The sequence below is a fragment of the Enterobacter sp. Lyrl_3 genome, assembly GCF_051948675.1.
GTDB lineage: Bacteria > Pseudomonadota > Gammaproteobacteria > Enterobacterales > Enterobacteriaceae > Enterobacter > Enterobacter cloacae.
This window is the reverse complement of sequence record NZ_JAYJLI010000004.1, coordinates 46,322-66,380: the sequence shown is the minus strand read 5'-3', so window position 1 is coordinate 66,380 and position 20,059 is coordinate 46,322. Positions and strand designations below refer to the sequence as shown.

Below are 20,059 nucleotides of genomic sequence, written 5' to 3'. Positions count from 1 at the left end.
TGAATGGGTTGGGTATTTAAAATTGCTAAAAGCCATTATTAGAAAAATTGAATGTTTGATAAGTTATTGAAAATGATCTTTAAATTTTTTTTGAATGAACGGAGAGAGACGATTTTTATTGCAGCCAAATTATATTGGATTGTTTAGATTATAAATGACAAAGATCATTCCTTTAATTATATCATTCAGAATAATGTTTTTTTTAAACCAACAGAAACGCTGAGAGAGGAGAAAATAGGGGAAATAAATAGAGGAGAGGCTATGTATACAAAAAAAGGATGTTTTCTTTACCTTTGAGGAGCGGAACCTGAAGGCTCCGCTCCTGGCGGCATCAGGCAACCTGCACCGGAATTGCCTTCGCGGTGCGTTTCATCTCGTTGTCGCCTTCAAAATAGGCGACTTTAGGCTGCCAGCGGCGCGCCTCTTCGTCGGACATCATGACGAAGCTCGCGATGATCACAATATCCCCTACGTCAGCACAGTGCGCGGCGGCACCGTTAACGGAGATGATCTTAGACCCGCGCTCTGCGGCAATCGCGTAGGTGGAGAAGCGTTTGCCGTTGTTCACGTTCCAGATGTCAATCGCTTCGTTTTCAAGAATACCCGCCGCGTCGAGAAAATCCTGATCGATCGCGCAGGAGCCTTCATAGTGCAGGTCGGCCTGCGTGACTTTCACACGGTGAAGCTTACCTTGCAGCATTTTGCGAATCATTACGTGTACCTTTAATCATGCGTTAACCCCTCCTGTAAGAGGGGAGGGTAAGAAGGTTATGCCAGTTCAACCACTTTGTTGTCGATAAGGCGCGCCTGGCCGAGCCATGCAGCCACCAGAATAACCGCGCGCTTGCTGGCGTCGGTTAACTCAAGCAACGTGTCAGCATCACGGATTTGAATATCGTCAGCGCGGAAGCCTTTATCGTTCAGCGCTTGTTCAGCCAGGGCCACGATCTCTTCAGCGGTCAACTCTTTCGCCGACAGTTGCTCTGCCATGGTATTCATGACTTTGCTTAATCCTGGGGCAATCTTACGCTGGTCAGCGGTCAGATAGCCGTTACGGGAGCTGAGCGCCAGACCGTCTTTGGCGCGTACAATCGGCACGCCCACGATCTCGATATCATAACCCATGTCGGCAACCATCTTACGGATCAGCGCCAGCTGCTGGAAATCTTTCTCACCAAAACAGGCTACGTCCGGCTGCACCAGGTTGAACAGCTTGCTGACGATGGTGGACACGCCGCGGAAGTGGCCTGGACGGCTGGCCCCTTCGAGCATGGTCGAAATGCCCGGGACATCAACGTACGTGGACTCTTCCGTACCCTGAGGGTAGACATCTGCGGGTGCCGGCGCAAAGACGAAGTCCGCATGGCGCTTTTTCAGCTTCTCGCAATCTTCCTGCAGCGTACGAGGATAGCGCGCCAGGTCGTCCGCGCGGTCAAACTGCATCGGATTAACGAAGATACTGACCACCACGATATCTGCACGGGCTTTCGCTTCGTCGACCAGTTTCATATGGCCGTCATGCAGGTTACCCATGGTCGGGACCAGTGCGATACGTTTACCTTCCTGTCGTGCACGGCGAATATGCTGGCGAAGCAGCGGCAGGGTTTCAATGATTAGCACAACGAGACTCCTTAATGGAAACTGTGTTCTTCACCCGGGTAAACACCGGATTCGACATCGGCAATATACTGCCTGACCGCGGCGCGCATGTCGCCCGCTTCAGTAAGGAAATTTTTGGCGAATTTCGGGATATGGCCGCCGGTGATGCCAAAGGCGTCGTGCATCACCAGAATCTGACCGTCGGTCACGTTGCCAGCCCCAATCCCGATGACCGGAATAGACAGCGCGTCGGTGATGCGTTTTGCCAGCTCAACCGGTACACATTCCAGCACCAGCAGCTGTGCGCCCGCCGCTTCCAGCGCGAGAGCATCATCAAACAGCGCCTGTGCGGCATCACCGCGGCCCTGCACCTTGTAACCGCCAAAGATATTGACGGACTGTGGCGTAAGGCCCAAATGTCCGCACACCGGCACGGCGCGTTCGGTGAGCATTCTTACCGTCTCCACCAGCCAGGCGCCGCCTTCGATTTTGACCATATTAGCACCTGCGCGCATCACGGCCGCCGCATTGTCGAAAGCCTGCTCCGGCGTGGCGTAGGCCATAAACGGCAGATCGGAAAGCAGAAGGCAGGCAGGTGCACCACGGCGCACGGCGCGGGTGTGGTAAGCAATATCCTCGACCGTGACCGGCAGGGTAGAGTCATGTCCTTGTACCGTCATCCCTAACGAGTCCCCGACCAGCATGACGTTGATCCCCTCTTCGGCAAACAGTTTGGCGAAGCTGTAGTCATATGCGGTGATGGTGGCGAAGCGTCTCTTTTCCTGTTTGCATTTCTGCAGTAAGGAGATGGTGGTTGGTTTCATACTGTTTCCTGATAACCCAAAGCGAATCTTTGCGCATTCTAACAGTAACATTCGAGGGAACAATGATTTTAGGTCGTCTATTAGCCACAATTATTTTGTGGCTAATGCGCGGGGGCACAGGCTTACCAGCGAGCGGGTTTTTCTGCGTGGAGGTTGTCCAGGATCTCCCTGAGCGGGATGCCGTCCGGGAAGGTGAGGTCGGGGGCGACTTCAAACAGCGGCCAGAGCATAAATCCGCGATTTTTCATGTCGTAATGCGGCACCGTCAGGCGTGAAGTGTTAATCACCTCGTTGCCAAACAGCATGATGTCGAGGTCAAGGGTACGTGGCCCCCAGCGCTCTGCTTTACGCACGCGACCCTGTTGCAGCTCAATGCGCTGGGTGTTATCAAGCAACGTTTCGGCATCCAGCGCGGTGTCCAGCACCACGGCGGCATTCAGGTAATCAGGCTGATCCTGCGGGCCGAGCGGCGGTGTACGGTAAAACGAGGAGATCGCCACAATGCGGCTCTGGGGGATCTCACCCAGCGCCTGAACGGCAGCATTAACCTGCTCCAGAGGAGAGGCCAGATTGCTGCCGATAGCGATATACGCGAGGGTCATGCCGTGCCTTCGCGACGCGGTGCGCGCTTGCGCGGACGACGGTGACGACGACGCGGCGCCGGCTCTTCATCAAGGCCAGTGAGCATGTCTTTCTGCTCCGGCGGTGCGGAGACCTGGAACTCGGCCCACCACTGCGCCAGACGCTGCAGCTCCTGGTTGCGTTCAATTTCAGCACGCAGAGAGAGCAGATCAAAGGCCGCGCGGAACTTAGGATGCTCCATCAGCTTCCAGGCGCGTTTGCCCTGACGACGGGACATACGCAGCTGAAGCTGCCAGATATCGCGCACCAGCGTGGTAATACGTTTCGGAATGGCCAGCGTACGGCAGCCTTCGTCCAGCACGTCGTTTGCCGCCAGGGCGAAAGCGTCATAATAGGCGAGGCCGCTTTCCTGGGTAATGCGCTGAGCCGTTTCCAGCAGCGGATACCAGAACATCGCCGCAAACAGGAACGCTGGGTTCACGCGCATATCGTTGCGGATACGGGTGTCGGTATTCTTCAGCACCTGCGCAATCATGCGTTCCATTGGGCTGTCACCGTTTTCGGTGAAGTAGCGGGTAATGGACGGGAATAACGGCTGGAAAAGGTTGTATTCGCGCAGCAGGTTATAGGTGGCAAATCCGTGACCGGCTTGCAGCAGTTTGAGCGCTTCTTCGAACAGGCGGGCTGGCGGTACGTCATTGATAAGCGTCGCCAGACGCGGGATCGGCTCTGCCGTCTCCGGGCTGATGCGCATATCCAGCTTGGCGGCGAAACGCACGGCGCGCAGCATACGCACCGGGTCTTCGCGATACCGGGTTTCCGGCGTGCCGATCAGGCGAATCAGGCCCTCTTTCAGATCCTGCATGCCGCCGACGTAATCACGCACGGTGAAATCCGCCACGCTGTAGTAAAGGCTGTTGATGGTGAAATCGCGACGCTGGGCATCTTCTTCGATAGAACCGAAGATGTTGTCGCGCAGCAGCATACCGTTCTGGCCGCGCTGGGAAGTTGTGCGATCGGATGCGCCCGCTTCGTGGTGACCACGGAACGTCGCCACCTCAATAATTTCCGGCCCAAACATGACGTGTGCCAGACGGAAACGGCGACCAACGAGACGGCAATTGCGGAATAATTTACGCACCTGTTCGGGCGTGGCGCTGGTCGTCACGTCGAAATCTTTGGGTTTTTTGCCCAGCAGTAAATCACGTACTCCACCGCCAACGAGATAGGCCTCGTAGCCCGCTTTATTCAGACGATAGAGCACCTTGAGGGCATTTTCACTGATATCTTTGCGGGAAATATTGTGCTGCTCACGCGGGATAACCGACATCTGTGGTTGCGCAATAGCGTCATTCGCCATGCTCTCTTCGCGGCTTAGCACTTTACGGCAAAAATTAGCGACTCGGGTAAAAATGGTACACCTCGTAGTGTGTTTTGTTATGAAAAAAGCGGCTAATCATAGCTCAGCGCAACGCATTTGAGAATGCTGGATTTTTGGCACGCTCGTGAGCGACCAGGTGGCAACGGCCTGTTTCAGCAATTCGTCAATGGAAAGATCCTGCCATTCGTTGGTTACATTCTGGTTGAGAAATCGTAACGCGTCGATCAAAACGGGGCGCGGATCGCCCTCTGGCAGGGCGGGGGCGTGGTTTTGCTTCGACAGCTTATCGCCCCGCTCGTTGACGGCCAGCGGCAGATGAATGTAATCCGGCGCCGTCCAGCCAAACTGGTGATACAACGCTATTTGCCGCACCGTAGGTTCAACCAGATCGGCTCCGCGCACAATTTCGGTGACGCCCTGAAAGTGGTCATCCACCACCACCGCCAGGTTATAGGCAAACAGCCCGTCACGGCGGTGGATAATAAAATCTTCCCGCGCCAGCCGTTCATCCGCATGAATGTCGCCAGAGAGCAGGTCGTTAAAGTGGAGCACAGGGGCACGCTGGATCAGGCGAACGGCGGCGTTTTCCGGGCCGTGGTTGAGCGTGCGGCAGTGGCCGTCATAGACGCCCCCCACGCTCTGTATGCGCGCGCGGGTACAGGTGCAGTTATAAGAGAGCCCCTGCTCAGCGAGCCAGGCCAGACGTTCCCGGTAGGCGTCGTGACGTGTTGATTGCCAGACAACTTCGCCGTCCCAGTGAAGACCGTAATGTTCCAGCTGACGCAGAATGGTGTCTGCTGCACCGGGAACTTCACGTGGAGGATCAATATCTTCAATGCGGACGAGCCATTTACCCAGGCGTGCGTGAGCCTGCAGGTAGCTGCCGAGAGCGGCAATTAACGAGCCGAAATGTAATTCACCGGAGGGGGATGGCGCGAAGCGCCCGATATAGTGAGATTCAGACATATCAACAGTAATAAGGCGGGAGAGACTCCCGCCTTTGGAGTGGGTAAACAGGACCGGGATTAACCCGCCATCTGTTTTTCGCGGATTTCTGCCAGCGTTTTACAGTCGATGCACAGATCGGCGGTCGGACGCGCTTCCAGGCGACGAATGCCAATTTCAACACCACAGGATTCGCAGTAGCCAAAATCTTCGTCCTCGACCTTCTTCAGCGTTTTTTCGATCTTTTTGATCAGTTTGCGCTCGCGGTCACGGTTACGCAGTTCAAGGCTGAACTCTTCTTCCTGAGCGGCACGGTCTACCGGATCCGGGAAGTTAGCCGCTTCATCCTGCATATGACTAACGGTGCGATCGACTTCATCCCTGAGTTGATTACGCCATGCTTCAAGAATACGCTTGAAGTGCGACAGCTGGGCTTCATTCATATACTCTTCGCCCGGTTTCTCTTGATACGGCTCCACCCCAGCGATGGCGAGAATACTCAGGGACGATGTTTTACGGTTTTGCCCTTCTTGCATGTTGCTTCTCCTTAACACGCACTATCGATCCCCGTGTTGGGGGAAAAATCAGGTCGCTATAAATAGCAGATGCTTTTCCGTATGGCAATTATCTAAACGTAACACTTGACAAGCCTGTGAGGAAAAGCGTATTTGCGCACGCGGCCAGAACACTTATTCATCAATCGTCTATTCCCTTATAAGGCAATGGGAAGAGAGGATCTCAGAGTCATATTATCGGCAGAAAGTTCCGCTTTATAAGCCAAAACCTCTACCCCCTGCTTTTGTGCCTCATTCAACAATTGCGCGTATTTAAGATCAATATGGCGGGCTGGAGAAAACCGTTCAATGGCTGAGTGCAAAACCGCAAACAGCAGTACGGCGCGTTTGCCCGCCGCCGCAACACTCATCAGCTCCCGCAGATGCTTTTGTCCCCGTAGCGTGACTGCATCCGGGAAATAGCCGTTTTCCTGATCCGCTAACGTGACTGATTTGACTTCAATATAGCACTCGGGACGGTCTTCCGCCTGTAACATAAAGTCAATTCTGCTGCCTTCATCGCCATATTTCACTTCAGATTTATGGGTGCCATAACCCACCAGTTCGGGAAGGGTTCCGTTCGTCAGAGCCTCCTTAACTAATTGATTCGCGCGCAGGGTGTTAACGCAAATAAAAGCCCCTTGTTGGGTTTGCGTCATTTCCCAGGTGTGAGGATATTTGCGTTTAGTATTTTCTGAAGTGGAATACCAGACCGTGTCACCCGGTGTCGCACATCCCGTCATTGCCCCGGTGTTGGGGCAGTGCAGCGTTAACGGCTCCCCTTCAGGGGTGACGACATCAGCGAGAAAACGCTTGTAGCGTTGAATAAGCGTGGCGTGTTGCAGTGCAGGACTAAACTTCATCAGAATTCCTTAGGGTATCGCCCAGCGTCCAGCGCTGGAGCGGCGTATAGCGGGTGCGTCCTTGTGAAAAAACAGATTCGTACAGCGCGAAAGAGGTCACCGGAAAGGCCCAGTGAAATCCCGGTGGCGGGATAGCAACGGCCTGACCGGCATCGCGCAGTAGGGTAATGTGAGGATGAAACGGCTGTGGGCTCTGGTAACACCCGCTGCGTGCCGCCTGGGCGCGCAGCATATTCGCAAGCTGTAATAATCCGCGCGGCGGCTGGCGCGTGCCCAGCCAGACGACGCGGGAGCGGAGCCACTGCCCCGCATCGTCAAGGGTCAGCGTAAATCCCGGCTGGGAAATCCGACCGGCCATCGCCGCCAGGGCGCGCTGTTTCTCGCCGCTGACGTCGCCCAGAAAAGCCAGCGTCAGGTGGAGGTTTGCCGCAGCAACCGGGCGGCCCGCTTCGGGCGGGAAGTGTTCGGCGCGCCAGCGAACAATTTGCCGTTGGATCGGCGCGGGAAGCTCAATGGCGAAAAACAGTCGTTTCGACTCAGACATACAGGGGACTCGGTAATGATATGCGCCGATGCTACAATGTACGCCGACTAATGTTAACCCTCTGGAGCTGTTAGTGTCCTCATTGCCGGTCGCCGTCGTCCTTCCTGAACTGCTCGCTGCCTTGCAGGATGCCCCGCAGGTTTTACTTAACGCCCCTACGGGTGCCGGTAAATCCACCTGGCTACCGCTGCACATTCTCAACGCAGGCATTATCAGCGGGAAGATTATCCTGCTGGAGCCGCGCAGGCTGGCTGCGCGCAACGTGGCGCAGCGCCTGGCGGAACTGCTGAATGAAAAACCGGGCGAGACGGTAGGCTACCGTATGCGCGCCGAAACCTGCGTCGGCCCGTCCACGCGGCTTGAAGTGGTGACCGAAGGGATCCTCACCCGTATGCTGCAAAACGATCCGGAACTGTCCGGCATCGGGCTGGTGATTCTGGATGAGTTCCACGAGCGCAGCCTGCAGGCGGATCTGGCGCTGGCGCTGTTGCTGGACGTCCAGCAGGGGTTACGGGACGATCTCCGACTACTCATCATGTCGGCCACGCTGGATAACGAGCGGCTACAGCAGACGTTACCGGATGCGCCGGTCATCACCTCCGAAGGGCGCGCGTTTCCGGTTGAGCGCCGCTATCAGCCGCTTCCTGCCCATCAGCGTTTCGATGAAGCGGTGGCGATCGCCACGGCTGATTTGCTTCGTCAGGAATCCGGTTCGCTGCTGCTGTTTTTGCCGGGCGTTGGCGAAATCCAGCGGGTGCAGGAGCAGCTTGCCGCCCGCGTGGGCAGCGACGTATTGCTCTGCCCGCTCTACGGCGCACTGTCGTTGAGTGACCAGCGCAAGGCCATCCTTCCCGCGCCGACGGGGCAGCGTAAAGTGGTACTGGCCACCAATATTGCCGAAACCAGTCTGACCATTGAAGGCATTCGCCTGGTGGTGGACAGCGCCCAGGAAAGAGTAGCCAGTTTTGACCCGCGCACCGGGCTGACAAAGCTGCTGACGCAACGCATCAGCCAGGCGTCGATGGTTCAGCGAGCTGGCCGTGCCGGGCGCCTTGAGCCAGGCATCTGTGTGCATCTCATCAGTGCAGAACAGGCCGAACGCGCGGCTGTGCAGAGCACGCCGGAAATTTTACAAAGCGATCTTTCGGGGCTGATCATGGAACTGTTGCAGTGGGGTTGCCCCGATCCCGCGCAGTTAACCTGGCTCAATGCGCCTCCCGCGGTAAACCTGGCGGCGGCGCGCGCGTTGCTGACCCAGCTAGGGGCGCTGGACGGCGAAAGGCTATCATCACGTGGGCAGAAAATGGCCGCGCTGGGTAACGATCCCCGGCTGGCGGGGATGCTGGTGGCCGCGCAGGGGGATGATGAAATTGCTACCGCGGCGAAACTGGCGGCTATCCTTGAGGAGCCGCCTCGTGGTGCAAATTGCGATCTGGCGCAGGCCTTTTCACGTAATCAGGGGAACTGGCAGCAGCGAGCGCAGCAGCTCTGTAAACGGCTTAACAGCCGTGGTGGTACGCCGGACGCTGACAGCATTGCGCCTCTCCTGGCGCAGGCATTTGCCGACAGGATTGCGCGTCGTCGCGGGCTGGATGGACGCTACCAGCTGGCAAACGGCATGGGGGCTATGCTGGACAGCGATGACGCCCTGACGCGCCATGAATGGCTGATTGCGCCGCTCTTATTGCAGGGTAGCCACTCGCCCGATGCCCGAATTTTGCAGGCCGTGGCTGTGGATATCGATGCCCTCACGCGCGCTTGTCCGCAGTTGCTTCAGCAGTCCGACATCGTCGAGTGGGATGATGCGCAGGGCACCCTGAAGGCATTTCGTCGTAGCCAGATAGGTAAACTGACCCTGGGGACGAAGCCGCTGGCAAAGCCATCGGAAGAGGAGTTGCACCAGGCAATGCTGAACGGTATTCGTGAAAAAGGTTTAGGTGTTCTGAACTGGACCCCGGAGGCCGAGCAGTACCGTATTCGTCTGCACTGCGCCGCGCGCTGGTTGCCCGAGTATGCCTGGCCGGCGGTGGATGATGACACGTTACTTGCGTCGCTGGAAAGCTGGCTTCTGCCGCAAATGAGCGGTGTACACTCGCTGCGGGCGTTAAAAGCGCTTGATGTTAAGGTCGCGTTACAGAATTTACTCGACTGGTCGTTACGTCAACGTCTGGATAGTGAACTGCCAGGGCATTACACTGTGCCGACCGGCAGCCGGATTGCCATTCGTTATCACGAGGATAATCCACCGGCGCTGGCGGTACGGATGCAGGAGATGTTTGGCGAGGCGACCACGCCATCCATTGCCGAAGGGCGCGTGCCCGTGGTGCTTGAGCTGTTGTCACCTGCGCATCGCCCGCTGCAGATTACCCGCGATCTGGGCGCATTCTGGGCGGGGAGCTACCGTGAAGTGCAAAAAGAGATGAAAGGGCGTTATCCCAAACATGTCTGGCCGGACGATCCGGCGAATACGGCACCGACACGGCGGACGAAGAAATATTCGTAAAGGGGAGTGCGGCCTGATGCCCTCACCCCGACCCTCTCCCACAGGGAGAGGGAGAAAAGCAATTTTGAGAGATTTCTTCTTTCACAGGTCAGTGGAAGAAATGAGAATCGGGCCTTTGCGCCTGAACGTTGCGGAGAAAAAGCATGGCGGGGAATGACCGCGAGCCAATTGGGCGTAAGGGAAAACCAACGCGTCCGGCCAAAGAAAAGGTGAGCCGTCGTCGCCTCAGAGATGAGGATTATGACGATGACTATGAAGACGATTATGAGGATGAAGAACCGATGCTGCGTAAAGGAAAAGGCAAAGGGCGTAAGCCTCGGGGTAAACGCGGCTGGTTCTGGCTGCTGCTGAAGCTGTTCATTGTTTTTGTTGTACTGATGGCGATCTACGGCGTTTATCTGGATCAGAAGATCCGCAGCCGTATCGACGGAAAAGTCTGGCAATTGCCTGCGGCAGTGTATGGCCGCATGGTGAACCTTGAGCCTGACATGTCGATCAGTAAGAACGAGATGGTGAAACTGCTGGAGGCCACCCAGTATCGTCAGGTGTCGAAAATGACGCGTCCTGGCGAATTTACCGTGCAGGCGAAAAGCATTGAGATGATCCGTCGTCCGTTCGATTTCCCGGACAGCAAAGAGGGGCAGGTGCGTGCGCGTCTGACTTTTGACGGCGATCGCCTGGAAACCATCGAGAACATGGATAACAACCGCCAGTTCGGTTTCTTCCGTCTCGATCCGCGTCTTATCACCATGCTCTCTTCGGCGAATGGTGAACAGCGTCTGTTCGTCGCCCGTAACGGTTTCCCGGACCTGCTGGTGGACACGCTGCTGGCAACCGAAGACCGTCACTTCTATGAGCACGATGGTATCAGCCTCTACTCCATTGGTCGTGCGGTGCTGGCCAACCTGACGGCGGGCCGTACGGTACAGGGGGCGAGTACGCTTACCCAGCAGCTGGTGAAGAACCTGTTCCTCTCCAGCGAGCGCTCATACTGGCGTAAAGCCAACGAAGCGTACATGGCCGTGCTGATGGATGCGCGTTACAGCAAGGATCGTATCCTTGAGCTGTATATGAACGAGGTCTATCTCGGTCAGAGCGGTGATAACGAAATCCGCGGTTTCCCGCTGGCGAGCCTGTACTACTTTGGCCGTCCGGTGGAAGAGCTGAGCCTGGACCAGCAGGCGCTGCTGGTGGGTATGGTGAAAGGGGCGTCCATCTATAACCCGTGGCGTAACCCGAAACTGGCGCTGGAGCGTCGTAACCTGGTGCTGCGTCTGCTGCAACAACAGCAGGTGATTGACCAGGAGCTGTACGACATGCTGAGCGCACGTCCGCTTGGCGTCCAGCCGCGCGGCGGTGTGATTTCGCCTCAGCCTGCGTTTATGCAGCTGGTGCGTCAGGAGCTGCAGAGCAAGCTCGGTGATAAAGTGAAAGATCTCTCCGGCGTGAAGATCTTTACCACCTTTGACTCCGTGGCGCAGGATGCGGCAGAAAAAGCGGCCGTTGAGGGCATTCCGGCGCTGAAGAAACAGCGTAAGCTGAGCGATCTGGAAACCGCGATGGTGGTGGTTGACCGTAACACGGGTGAAGTCCGTGCGATGGTGGGCGGGGCTGAGCCGCAGTTTGCAGGTTACAACCGTGCTATGCAGGCGCGTCGTTCGATCGGTTCACTGGCGAAGCCAGCAACCTATCTCACTGCCCTGAGCCAGCCAAATCTGTATCGCCTGAATACCTGGATTGCCGACGCGCCGATCTCCCTGCGTCAGCCTAACGGCCAGGTCTGGTCACCGCAGAACGATGATAAACAGTTCAGCGGCCAGGTAATGCTGGTGGATGCGTTGACCCGCTCCATGAACGTGCCGACGGTAAACCTTGGGATGGCACTGGGTCTGCCTGCGATAGTTGATACCTGGCAGAAGCTGGGCGTCGCTAAAGATCAGCTGCACCCTGTGCCAGCCATGATCCTGGGGGCGTTAAACCTGACGCCAATCGAAGTGGCACAGGCGTTCCAGACCATTGCCAGCGGTGGTAACCGTGCACCGCTGTCAGCCCTGCGCTCGGTGATTGCCGAAGATGGCTCCGTGCTGTATCAGAGCTTCCCGCAGGCGGAACGCGCCGTTCCGGCGCAGGCAGCCTACATGACGCTGTGGACGATGCAGCAGGTTGTGCAGCGTGGTACCGGCCGTCAGCTGGGGGCGAAGTATCCGGGCCTGCATCTGGCGGGCAAAACCGGGACGACCAACAACAACGTCGATACCTGGTTTGCCGGTATCGATGGTCGTGAAGTGGTGATCACCTGGGTGGGCCGCGACAACAACCAGCCAACCAAACTGTATGGTGCGAGCGGGGCGATGTCGATTTACCAGCGTTATCTGGCGAATCAGTCTCCGGTGCCGCTAAACCTGGTTGCGCCGGAGGATATCGTGGATATGGGCGTGGACAGTTCCGGAAACTTTGTCTGTGGCGGCGGTATGCGTACCTTGCCTGTCTGGACAACGAACCCGGATTCCCTGTGCCAGCAGAGTCAGCCAGAGCAGCCGACGGGCAACCCGTTCGACCAGTCTTCTCAGCCTCAGCAGCCGCAGCAACAACAGCCGCAGCAGCAGAACGAGAAGAAAGACAGCGACGGTGTCGCGGGCTGGATTAGAGATATGTTCGGCGGTAACTAACCGTTCAAGGTCCCCCCGAAAGGGGGGATTTTTTTACCCGTTTTCCCCATTTTATTAACCCTCGTTTTAATTCTGATTAACCCTTCGTTTTCTCCTGGTTATTTCTTAAACCCTTAATTCTCGTAGGGCCGCTTCCTGCTTGCTATGCAGCCAACGTTTCGCCTATTATGCTGCGGTCATAATAATAATTCTCGTTTACGTTATCATTCACTTTTCTATCAGAGATACACCATGGCGCTTTCCAATACTGCTCAGCCAATTAACACGTCGCTGCGTAAAATCGCAGTTGTCGTAGCCACAGCGGTTGCCGGCATGTCTGCTTATACCCATGCTGCCGAAACCCCGAAAAAAGAAGAAACCATCACTGTCACTGCCGCTCCGGCTGCACAGGAAAGTGCCTGGGGGCCAGCTGCTACCATCGCAGCAAGACAATCCGCGACCGGGACCAAAACGGACACCCCCATTCAAAAGGTACCGCAATCTATTTCAGTGGTAACAGCCGAAGAGATGGCACTGCATCAACCGCGCTCGGTTAAAGAAGCATTGAGTTACACCCCTGGCGTTGCGGTAGGCACCCGTGGTGCATCAAACACCTATGACTACTTGATTATTCGCGGTTTTGCGGCCGATGGTCAGTCTCAAAATAACTACCTCGATGGCATGAAAATGCAGGGGAACTTCTATAACGACGCCGTTATTGATCCTTATATGCTGGAGCGCGCCGAGATCATGCGCGGTCCGGTTTCCGTTCTGTACGGCAAAAGCAGCCCTGGCGGTTTGCTGAACATGGTCAGTAAGCGCCCAACAACCGATCCCCTGAAAGAGATCCAGTTCAAAGTGGGCACGGATAGCCTGTTCCAGACCGGGTTTGACTTTAGCGATGCGATTGATGACGACGGTGTTTATTCTTATCGCTTAACGGGGGTTGCGCGTTCAAATAACGCTCAGCAGGAGCGTGCGAAAGAGCAGCGTTATGCTATCGCGCCATCTTTCTCATGGCGTCCGGATGATAAAACCACATTTACCTTCCTCTCTTATTTCCAGAACGAGCCTGAAACGGGTTACTACGGCTGGTTGCCAAAAGAGGGGACAGTGGAGCCACTGCCAAACGGTGAGCGTTTGCCGACTAACTTCAATGAAGGGGCGAAGAATAATACCTATTCCCGGAACCAGAAAATGGTGGGGTATAGCTTCGACCACGAATTTAACGATACCTTCACCGTGCGTCAGAATCTGCGCTTTGCCGAGAACAAAACTTCGCAAAACAGCGTTTACGGCTATGGCGTCTGCACCGATCCGGCAAATGCTGGCAACAAACAGTGTGCGGCGCTTGCGCCTGCTGATAAAGGCCATTATCTGGCGCGTAAATATGTTGTCGATAATGAGAAATTGCAGAACTTCACCGTTGATACCCAGTTGCAAAGCAAATTCTCTACCGGCGAGGTGGACCACATACTGCTGACTGGCGTTGACTTCATGCGTATGCGGAATGACATCAATTCCTGGTTTGGTTATGACGATTCTGTTCCGCTGCTGGATCTCTATAATCCTGTGAACAGCGATTTTGATTTCGGTTCAAAAGATCCGGCTAATTCAGGTCCTTATCAAATCCTTAATCGCCAGAAACAGACGGGTCTGTATGTTCAGGATCAGGCGCAGTGGGATAAAGTGCTGGTAACCTTGGGCGGTCGTTATGACTGGGCCGATCAGGAGTCCTATAACCGTGTGACCAATACCACCTCCAAACGTGATGATACCCAGTTCACCTGGCGTGGCGGTGTTAACTACCTGTTTGATAACGGTGTAACTCCTTACTTTAGCTACAGCGAATCGTTTGAACCGGCTTCGCAGACTGATGCACAGGGTAAACTGTTCTCGCCATCTAAAGGCAAGCAATACGAAGCGGGCGTGAAATACGTACCGAGCGATCGTCCGATCGTTGTCACCGGTGCGTTGTACCAGCTGACCAAAACTAACAACCTGATGGCGGACCCGGCGGGTTCTTTCTTCTCGGTTGAAGGTGGTGAAATCCGTGCCCGTGGCGTAGAGCTGGAAGCGAAAGCAGCCCTCTCTGCGAGCGTTAACGTTGTTGGCTCCTATACCTACACCGATGCGGAATACACGACAGATACTAACTACAAAGGCAACACACCAGCCCAGGTGCCGAAACACATGGCATCTGTATGGGGTGATTACACAATGTATGATGGTCCGCTGTCTGGTCTGACGCTGGGCACCGGCGTGCGTTATACGGGCTCAAGCTATGGTGATCCGGCTAACTCCTTCAAAGTGGGCAGCTACACCGTCGTTGATGCGCTGGTCAGGTACGATCTGGCACGCGTTGGCATGGCGGGGTCAAACGTGGCGCTGCATGTGAACAATCTGTTCGATCGTGAGTACGTTGCCAGCTGCTTTAACACCTACGGTTGCTTCTGGGGTGCTGAGCGTCAGGTTGTGGCTACCGCGACCTTCCGCTTCTAATCTCTCTTCGGGCACGGTTCGCCGTGCCCTTTTTATTTAAGTTGGCTGATATGCAGGATAATAAAACGCAATCCGATACCACCTTTACGCTCAATCAACTCTCCTTTCGTGTTCCCGGGCGCACCTTGCTGCATCCGCTCTCGTTGACGTTCCCCGCAGGTAAAGTTACCGGCTTGATTGGTCACAATGGTTCCGGTAAATCGACGTTACTTAAAATGCTGGGCCGTCATCAGCCGCCTTCTGAAGGGGATATTTTGCTGGACGAACAGCCTCTGGAGAGCTGGAGCAGTAAAGCCTTTGCGCGCAAAGTCGCCTATCTGCCGCAGCAATTGCCTCAGGCAGAAGGGATGACGGTGCGCGAGCTGGTGGCAATCGGGCGTTATCCGTGGCATGGCGCACTCGGGCGCTTCGGTGTCGCCGACAGAGAGAAAGTGGAAGAAGCGATTGCGCTGGTGGGATTAAAGCCGCTGGCGCACCGTCTGGTCGACAGCCTTTCCGGGGGCGAACGTCAGCGCGCGTGGATTGCGATGCTGGTCGCGCAGGACAGCCGCTGCCTGCTGCTCGACGAACCCACTTCCGCACTGGATATTGCTCACCAGGTTGATGTTCTCGCGCTGGTGCACCGCCTGAGCCAGCAGCGTGGCCTGACGGTTATTGCGGTGCTGCACGATATCAACATGGCGGCGCGCTACTGTGATTATCTTGTCGCCCTTCGCGGCGGGGAGATGATTGCCGAGGGTTCGCCGTCTGAACTGATGCGGAGCGAAACGCTGGAACACATCTACGGTATTCCTATGGGGATCCTGCCTCATCCTGGCGGGGCTGCTCCGGTGAGCTTTGTTTACTGATGCTGAATTCTACCTTGTTGAGCCGCCGTCGCCTGCTGACGGCCATGGCACTTTCACCGCTGTTGTTAAAGATGAACCTCGCGCGGGCTGCTGCCGTCGATCCGCACCGTATTGTGGCGCTGGAGTGGCTGCCTGTTGAACTGATGATGGCGCTGGGCGTCACGCCGTATGGCGTGGCCGATATTCCCAATTACCGGCTGTGGGTGAACGAGCCGGCGCTACCCGATTCGGTCATTGATATTGGTCTGCGAACAGAGCCTAATCTTGAGCTACTGACGCAGATGAAGCCGTCATTTCTGTTCTGGTCCGCGGGTTATGGCCCGTCAGAAGAGACAATGGCGCGTATTGCCCCTGGGCGGGGGTTCTCCTTCAGTGACGGTAAAAAACCGCTGACGATGGCGAAAAACTCCATCAACGAGATGGCGCATTTCCTTAACCGTGAGGCGGAAGCCAAACAACATTTCGCAGAGTTTGATGCTCTGATTGACGCCCTGAAGCCGCGTTTTGCCCATCGCGGAGACCGCCCGCTGCTGATGGTGACGCTGCTGGATGCGCGCCATATGCTGGTCTTCGGCAAAAACTGTCTGTTCCAGGAAGTGCTCGATAGCTTTGGCATTCCTAATGCCTGGGAAGGGGAGATGACCTTCTGGGGCAGCACCGCCGTCGGTATCGACCGTCTGGCGGCGTTCCGCGATGTGGACGTGCTGTGCTTCGATCACGGCAACGAGCGTGAAATGCAGGCGCTGATGGCGACACCGTTGTGGCAGGCGATGCCGTTCGTGCGTGAGCAACGCTTTACGCGTGCACCGGCGGTCTGGTTCTACGGCGCGACGCTGTCGGCCATGCACTTCGCCCGGGTGCTGGATAACGCGCTGGGGGGAAAAGCATGAGTACGCGTATTGCCCGTTTCCCGGCGCTGTTGCTGGCTCTGATTTTCCTGACCGCGCTGGCTTTGACCTGGTTTAACCTCTCGACCGCCTTACCGCGCGGGCAGTGGGGCGCGGCCCTGGCTGCGCCGGATATCGATAATATTCAGCAAATGCTGTTCCACTACAGCCTGCTGCCGCGTCTGGCGATTTCGCTGCTGGTCGGGGCCGGGTTAGGGCTGGTGGGCGTCCTGTTCCAGCAGGTTTTGCGTAACCCGCTGGCCGAGCCTACAACGCTTGGCGTCGCGACCGGTGCCCAGCTTGGGATCACGGTGACCACGCTGTGGGCACTGCCTGGCGCGTTAACCTCGCAGTTTGCCGCGCTTGCAGGCGCGTGCGTGGTAGGCGCGCTGGTCTTCGGCGTGGCGTGGGGGAAACGCCTCTCGCCAGTGACGCTGATCCTCGCAGGGCTGGTGGTGAGCCTCTACTGTGGGGCAATCAACCAGCTGCTGGTGCTGTTTCATCACGATCAGCTGCAAAGCATGTTCCTGTGGAGTACCGGCACGCTGACCCAGACCGACTGGAGTATTGTGCAGCGCCTGTGGCCGCAGCTTGTTGGCGGCGCCATGTTGACGCTGCTGTTGTTACGTCCGCTGACGCTGATGGGGCTGGATGACGGTGTAGCCCGCAATCTGGGGCTGGCGCTCTCCCTGGCGCGTCTGGCGGCGCTGACGCTGGCGATTGTCCTCAGCGCATTGCTGGTTAATGCGGTTGGGATTATCGGCTTTATCGGACTGTTTGCCCCGCTGCTGGCAAAAATGCTCGGTGCGCGTCGCCTGCTGGCGCGACTGCTGCTGGCCCCGCTAATTGGAGCGCTGATCCTCTGGCTTTCCGATCAAATCATTCTCTGGCTGGCGCGCGTCTGGATGGAAGTCTCTACCGGGTCGGTAACGGCACTGGTTGGCGCGCCGCTGTTGCTGTGGCTGTTGCCACGTCTGCGCAGCATGAGCGCTCCCGCGATGGACGCGGGGGATAAAGTTTATGCCGAGCGTCAGTCGGTGCTGTGGTTCAGCCTCGCCGGGCTGGCGGTGCTGATCATCGTCTCGTTTGTGGCGCTTGCTTTCGGGCGCGATGCGACGGGTTGGCATTGGGCAACGGGCGATTTGCTCCAGGAACTGCTGCAGTGGCGCTGGCCGCGGATCCTCTCGGCGTTGATTGCCGGGGTGATGCTGGCGGTCGCGGGCTGTATTATCCAGCGCCTGACCGGCAATCCGATGGCCAGCCCGGAAGTGCTGGGTATCAGTTCGGGAGCCGCGTTTGGCGTGGTGCTGATGCTGTTCCTTGTGCCGGGAAATGCCTTTGGCTGGCTGATGCCTGCCGGAAGCATCGGGGCGGCGGTGACGCTGATGATCATTCTGATTGCGTCAGGCCGCGGCGGGTTTTCGCCTCACCGGATGCTGCTGGCCGGGATGGCGCTCAGCACCGCCTTTACCATGCTGCTGATGATGCTGCAGGCGAGCGGCGATCCGCGGATGGCGAAGATCCTGACCTGGATCTCCGGCTCAACGTACAACGCCACCGGCAGTCAGGTGGTGCATTCCGGGATCGTGATGATCGTGCTGCTGGCGATTGTGCCCCTGTGCCGCCGCTGGATGACGATCCTGCCGCTGGGGGGCGAAACCGCACGTGCGGTCGGCATGGCGTTAACGCCAACGCGCGTCGCGCTGTTACTGCTGGCGGCGTGCCTGACGGCCACGGCCACCATGACCATTGGTCCACTGAGTTTTGTTGGGTTGATGGCGCCGCATATCGCCAGAATGATGGGATTCCGTCGGACGATGCCGCATATCGTGATGTCTGCCCTGACGGGCGGGGTGATGCTGGTGGTGGCGGACTGGTGCGGAAGAATGGTGCTGTTCCCGTATCAGATCCCGGCGGGTTTGCTGTCGACCTTTATCGGCGCGCCGTATTTTATTTATCTGTTGAGAAAGCAGAGTCGGTAATAAAAGTAAACGTCAATCCTAAGATTGACGTTTTAGGGTTTGCTCCCTCTCCCTGTGGGAGAGGGCCGGGGTGAGGGCATCACGCCGCACGTGCTTACAACTTCGCAAACACCTTACGCGCCGCGTCGATGGTGTTATTGATATCCACTTCGCTGTGCGCCACGGACATAAAGCCAGCTTCAAAAGCAGACGGCGCCAGGTAGACGCCTTCTTCCAGCATCAGGTGGAAGAAACGCTTGAAGCGTTCAACGTCGCACTTCACCACGTCCTGATAGCTTGTCACGGTTTGGGCTTCCGTGAAGAAGATCCCGAACATCCCGCCCACGTGGTTTATCACCAGCGGAATACCCGCCTCTTCAGCCGCTTCCAGCAGACCGTTTGCCAGCTGCGTCGTGCGCTCAGTCAGGGTTTCGTGAATGCCCGGCTGGGAGACTTCTGTCAGGCAGGCGAAGCCCGCCGCCATAGCAATCGGGTTACCGGAGAGCGTACCCGCCTGGTAAACCGGCCCCGTTGGTGCCAGGGCTTCCATCACATCCTTGCGCCCCCCGAATGCGCCCACTGGCATACCGCCGCCGATGATTTTGCCGAGACAGGTCAGATCCGGCTCTACGCCGTAATAAGACTGGGCACCCGCGAGCGCGACGCGGAAACCGGTCATCACTTCGTCGATAATCAGCAGCGCGCCAAATTCATCGCACAGGGCGCGCAGGCCCGGCAGGAAATCGGGCTGCGGTGGAATGCAGTTCATGTTGCCTGCAACCGGCTCAACGATGATGCAGGCGATCTCCTGTGGATACTGCTCGAATGCCGCACGAACGGTGTTCAGATCGTTATAGGTGCAGGTGAGGGTGTGTTTCGCGAAATCAGCCGGTACGCCCGGGGAGTTTGGCTGGCCAAGGGTCAGTGCGCCGGAACCCGCTTTCACCAGCAGGCAGTCCGCATGGCCGTGGTAGCAGCCTTCAAATTTGATGATTTTGTCACGACCGGTAAAGCCGCGCGCCAGACGAATAGCACTCATGGTGGCTTCGGTACCGGAGTTCACCATACGCACCATGTCCATGGTTGGCACCAGCTCGGTCACCAGCTCCGCCATTTTGACTTCCATCTCGGTAGGCGCGCCGAAGCTCAGGCCGCGCTGGGCCGCTTCAATCACCGCATTGCGGATGGCAGGGTGGTTGTGACCCAGCACCATCGGGCCCCAGGAGCCGACGTAATCGATATAGGCCTTGCCGTCGACATCAAACAGGTACGCGCCATCAGCACGTTCAATAAACAGCGGCGTTCCGCCTACGCCGGTAAAGGCGCGAACAGGCGAGTTCACGCCGCCCGGGATAAGCTCGCGGGCTGCACTGTAGAGGTTTTCAGACTTGCTCATGGCGTCGTTCCTGGTTCGTATA

16 protein-coding genes are annotated in these 20,059 nt (G+C 57.0%); 6 read left to right on the top strand and 10 right to left on the bottom strand.

What is annotated here, in order from left to right; translation table 11 throughout:
- Positions 1-331: 331 nt before the first annotated feature.
- From panD to thpR, 9 genes are all read right to left on the bottom strand, one after another.
- Entirely contained in the window at positions 332-712 is a 381-nt protein-coding gene (gene panD / locus VF709_RS10240; RefSeq protein ID WP_003856284.1) for an aspartate 1-decarboxylase, read from the bottom strand.
- Positions 713-768: 56 nt separating this feature from the next.
- Positions 769-1,620, bottom strand: coding sequence for a pantoate--beta-alanine ligase (gene panC, locus VF709_RS10235; protein ID WP_013095627.1), 852 nt, complete (start codon positions 1,618-1,620; stop codon positions 769-771).
- An 11-nt stretch (positions 1,621-1,631) separates the two neighbouring features.
- Complete coding sequence (gene panB / locus VF709_RS10230) at positions 1,632-2,423, bottom strand: 3-methyl-2-oxobutanoate hydroxymethyltransferase (RefSeq protein WP_013095628.1); 792 nt, start codon at positions 2,421-2,423, stop codon at positions 1,632-1,634.
- 122 nt (positions 2,424-2,545) lie between these two features.
- Positions 2,546-3,025 carry a 2-amino-4-hydroxy-6-hydroxymethyldihydropteridine diphosphokinase gene (gene folK, locus VF709_RS10225; protein ID WP_047352019.1) on the bottom strand — a complete coding sequence of 160 codons (480 nt, stop codon included), beginning with the start codon at positions 3,023-3,025 and terminating at the stop codon, positions 2,546-2,548.
- On the bottom strand, positions 3,022-4,419 hold the full coding sequence (pcnB, locus tag VF709_RS10220; RefSeq protein WP_072193776.1) for a polynucleotide adenylyltransferase PcnB: 1,398 nt from the start codon (positions 4,417-4,419) through the stop codon (positions 3,022-3,024). The genes folK and pcnB overlap by 4 nt, the downstream gene beginning before the upstream one ends.
- Positions 4,420-4,461: 42 nt before the next feature.
- The gene (gene gluQRS / locus VF709_RS10215; protein ID WP_038418706.1) at positions 4,462-5,352 is read right to left on the bottom strand and encodes a tRNA glutamyl-Q(34) synthetase GluQRS; all 891 of its coding nucleotides are present in this window, start codon (positions 5,350-5,352) and stop codon (positions 4,462-4,464) included.
- A 59-nt stretch (positions 5,353-5,411) separates the two neighbouring features.
- Positions 5,412-5,867 (bottom strand): RNA polymerase-binding protein DksA, encoded by a 456-nt coding sequence (dksA, locus tag VF709_RS10210; RefSeq protein WP_013095632.1) that lies wholly within the window; start codon positions 5,865-5,867, stop codon positions 5,412-5,414.
- A gap of 176 nt (positions 5,868-6,043) precedes the next feature.
- Positions 6,044-6,748: a DNA/RNA nuclease SfsA gene (gene sfsA, locus VF709_RS10205; protein ID WP_440231493.1), complete on the bottom strand. Its 705-nt coding sequence runs from the start codon at positions 6,746-6,748 to the stop codon at positions 6,044-6,046.
- Complete coding sequence (gene thpR / locus VF709_RS10200) at positions 6,738-7,292, bottom strand: RNA 2',3'-cyclic phosphodiesterase (RefSeq protein ID WP_013095634.1); 555 nt, start codon at positions 7,290-7,292, stop codon at positions 6,738-6,740. The genes sfsA and thpR overlap by 11 nt, the downstream gene beginning before the upstream one ends.
- Positions 7,293-7,365: 73 nt before the next feature.
- Here thpR and hrpB point away from each other — a divergent pair, with 73 nt between their 5' ends.
- The 6 genes from hrpB to fhuB all read left to right on the top strand — a co-directional run bounded on the left by hrpB (position 7,366) and on the right by fhuB (position 18,662).
- On the top strand, positions 7,366-9,795 hold the full coding sequence (gene hrpB / locus VF709_RS10195) for an ATP-dependent helicase HrpB (RefSeq protein ID WP_149896553.1): 2,430 nt from the start codon (positions 7,366-7,368) through the stop codon (positions 9,793-9,795).
- 143 nt (positions 9,796-9,938) lie between these two features.
- Positions 9,939-12,464, top strand: a complete 2,526-nt coding sequence (gene mrcB / locus VF709_RS10190) for a bifunctional glycosyl transferase/transpeptidase (RefSeq protein WP_440231491.1) — start codon at positions 9,939-9,941, stop codon at positions 12,462-12,464.
- Positions 12,465-12,695: 231 nt separating this feature from the next.
- Entirely contained in the window at positions 12,696-14,945 is a 2,250-nt protein-coding gene (gene fhuA, locus VF709_RS10185; protein ID WP_013095637.1) for a ferrichrome porin FhuA, read from the top strand.
- Positions 14,946-14,995: 50 nt separating this feature from the next.
- A complete protein-coding gene (fhuC, locus tag VF709_RS10180; protein ID WP_023620747.1) occupies positions 14,996-15,793 on the top strand; it encodes a Fe3+-hydroxamate ABC transporter ATP-binding protein FhuC in 798 nt (265 codons plus the stop codon).
- Positions 15,793-16,683, top strand: a complete 891-nt coding sequence (gene fhuD, locus VF709_RS10175; RefSeq protein ID WP_013095639.1) for a Fe(3+)-hydroxamate ABC transporter substrate-binding protein FhuD — start codon at positions 15,793-15,795, stop codon at positions 16,681-16,683. The genes fhuC and fhuD overlap by 1 nt, the downstream gene beginning before the upstream one ends.
- A complete protein-coding gene (fhuB, locus tag VF709_RS10170) occupies positions 16,680-18,662 on the top strand; it encodes a Fe(3+)-hydroxamate ABC transporter permease FhuB (protein ID WP_013095640.1) in 1,983 nt (660 codons plus the stop codon). Before fhuD ends, fhuB begins: the two co-directional genes overlap by 4 nt.
- A gap of 94 nt (positions 18,663-18,756) precedes the next feature.
- Here fhuB and hemL read toward each other — a convergent pair whose 3' ends face one another.
- On the bottom strand, positions 18,757-20,037 hold the full coding sequence (hemL, locus tag VF709_RS10165; RefSeq protein WP_440231489.1) for a glutamate-1-semialdehyde 2,1-aminomutase: 1,281 nt from the start codon (positions 20,035-20,037) through the stop codon (positions 18,757-18,759).
- Between the last annotated feature and the right edge of the window lie 22 nt (positions 20,038-20,059).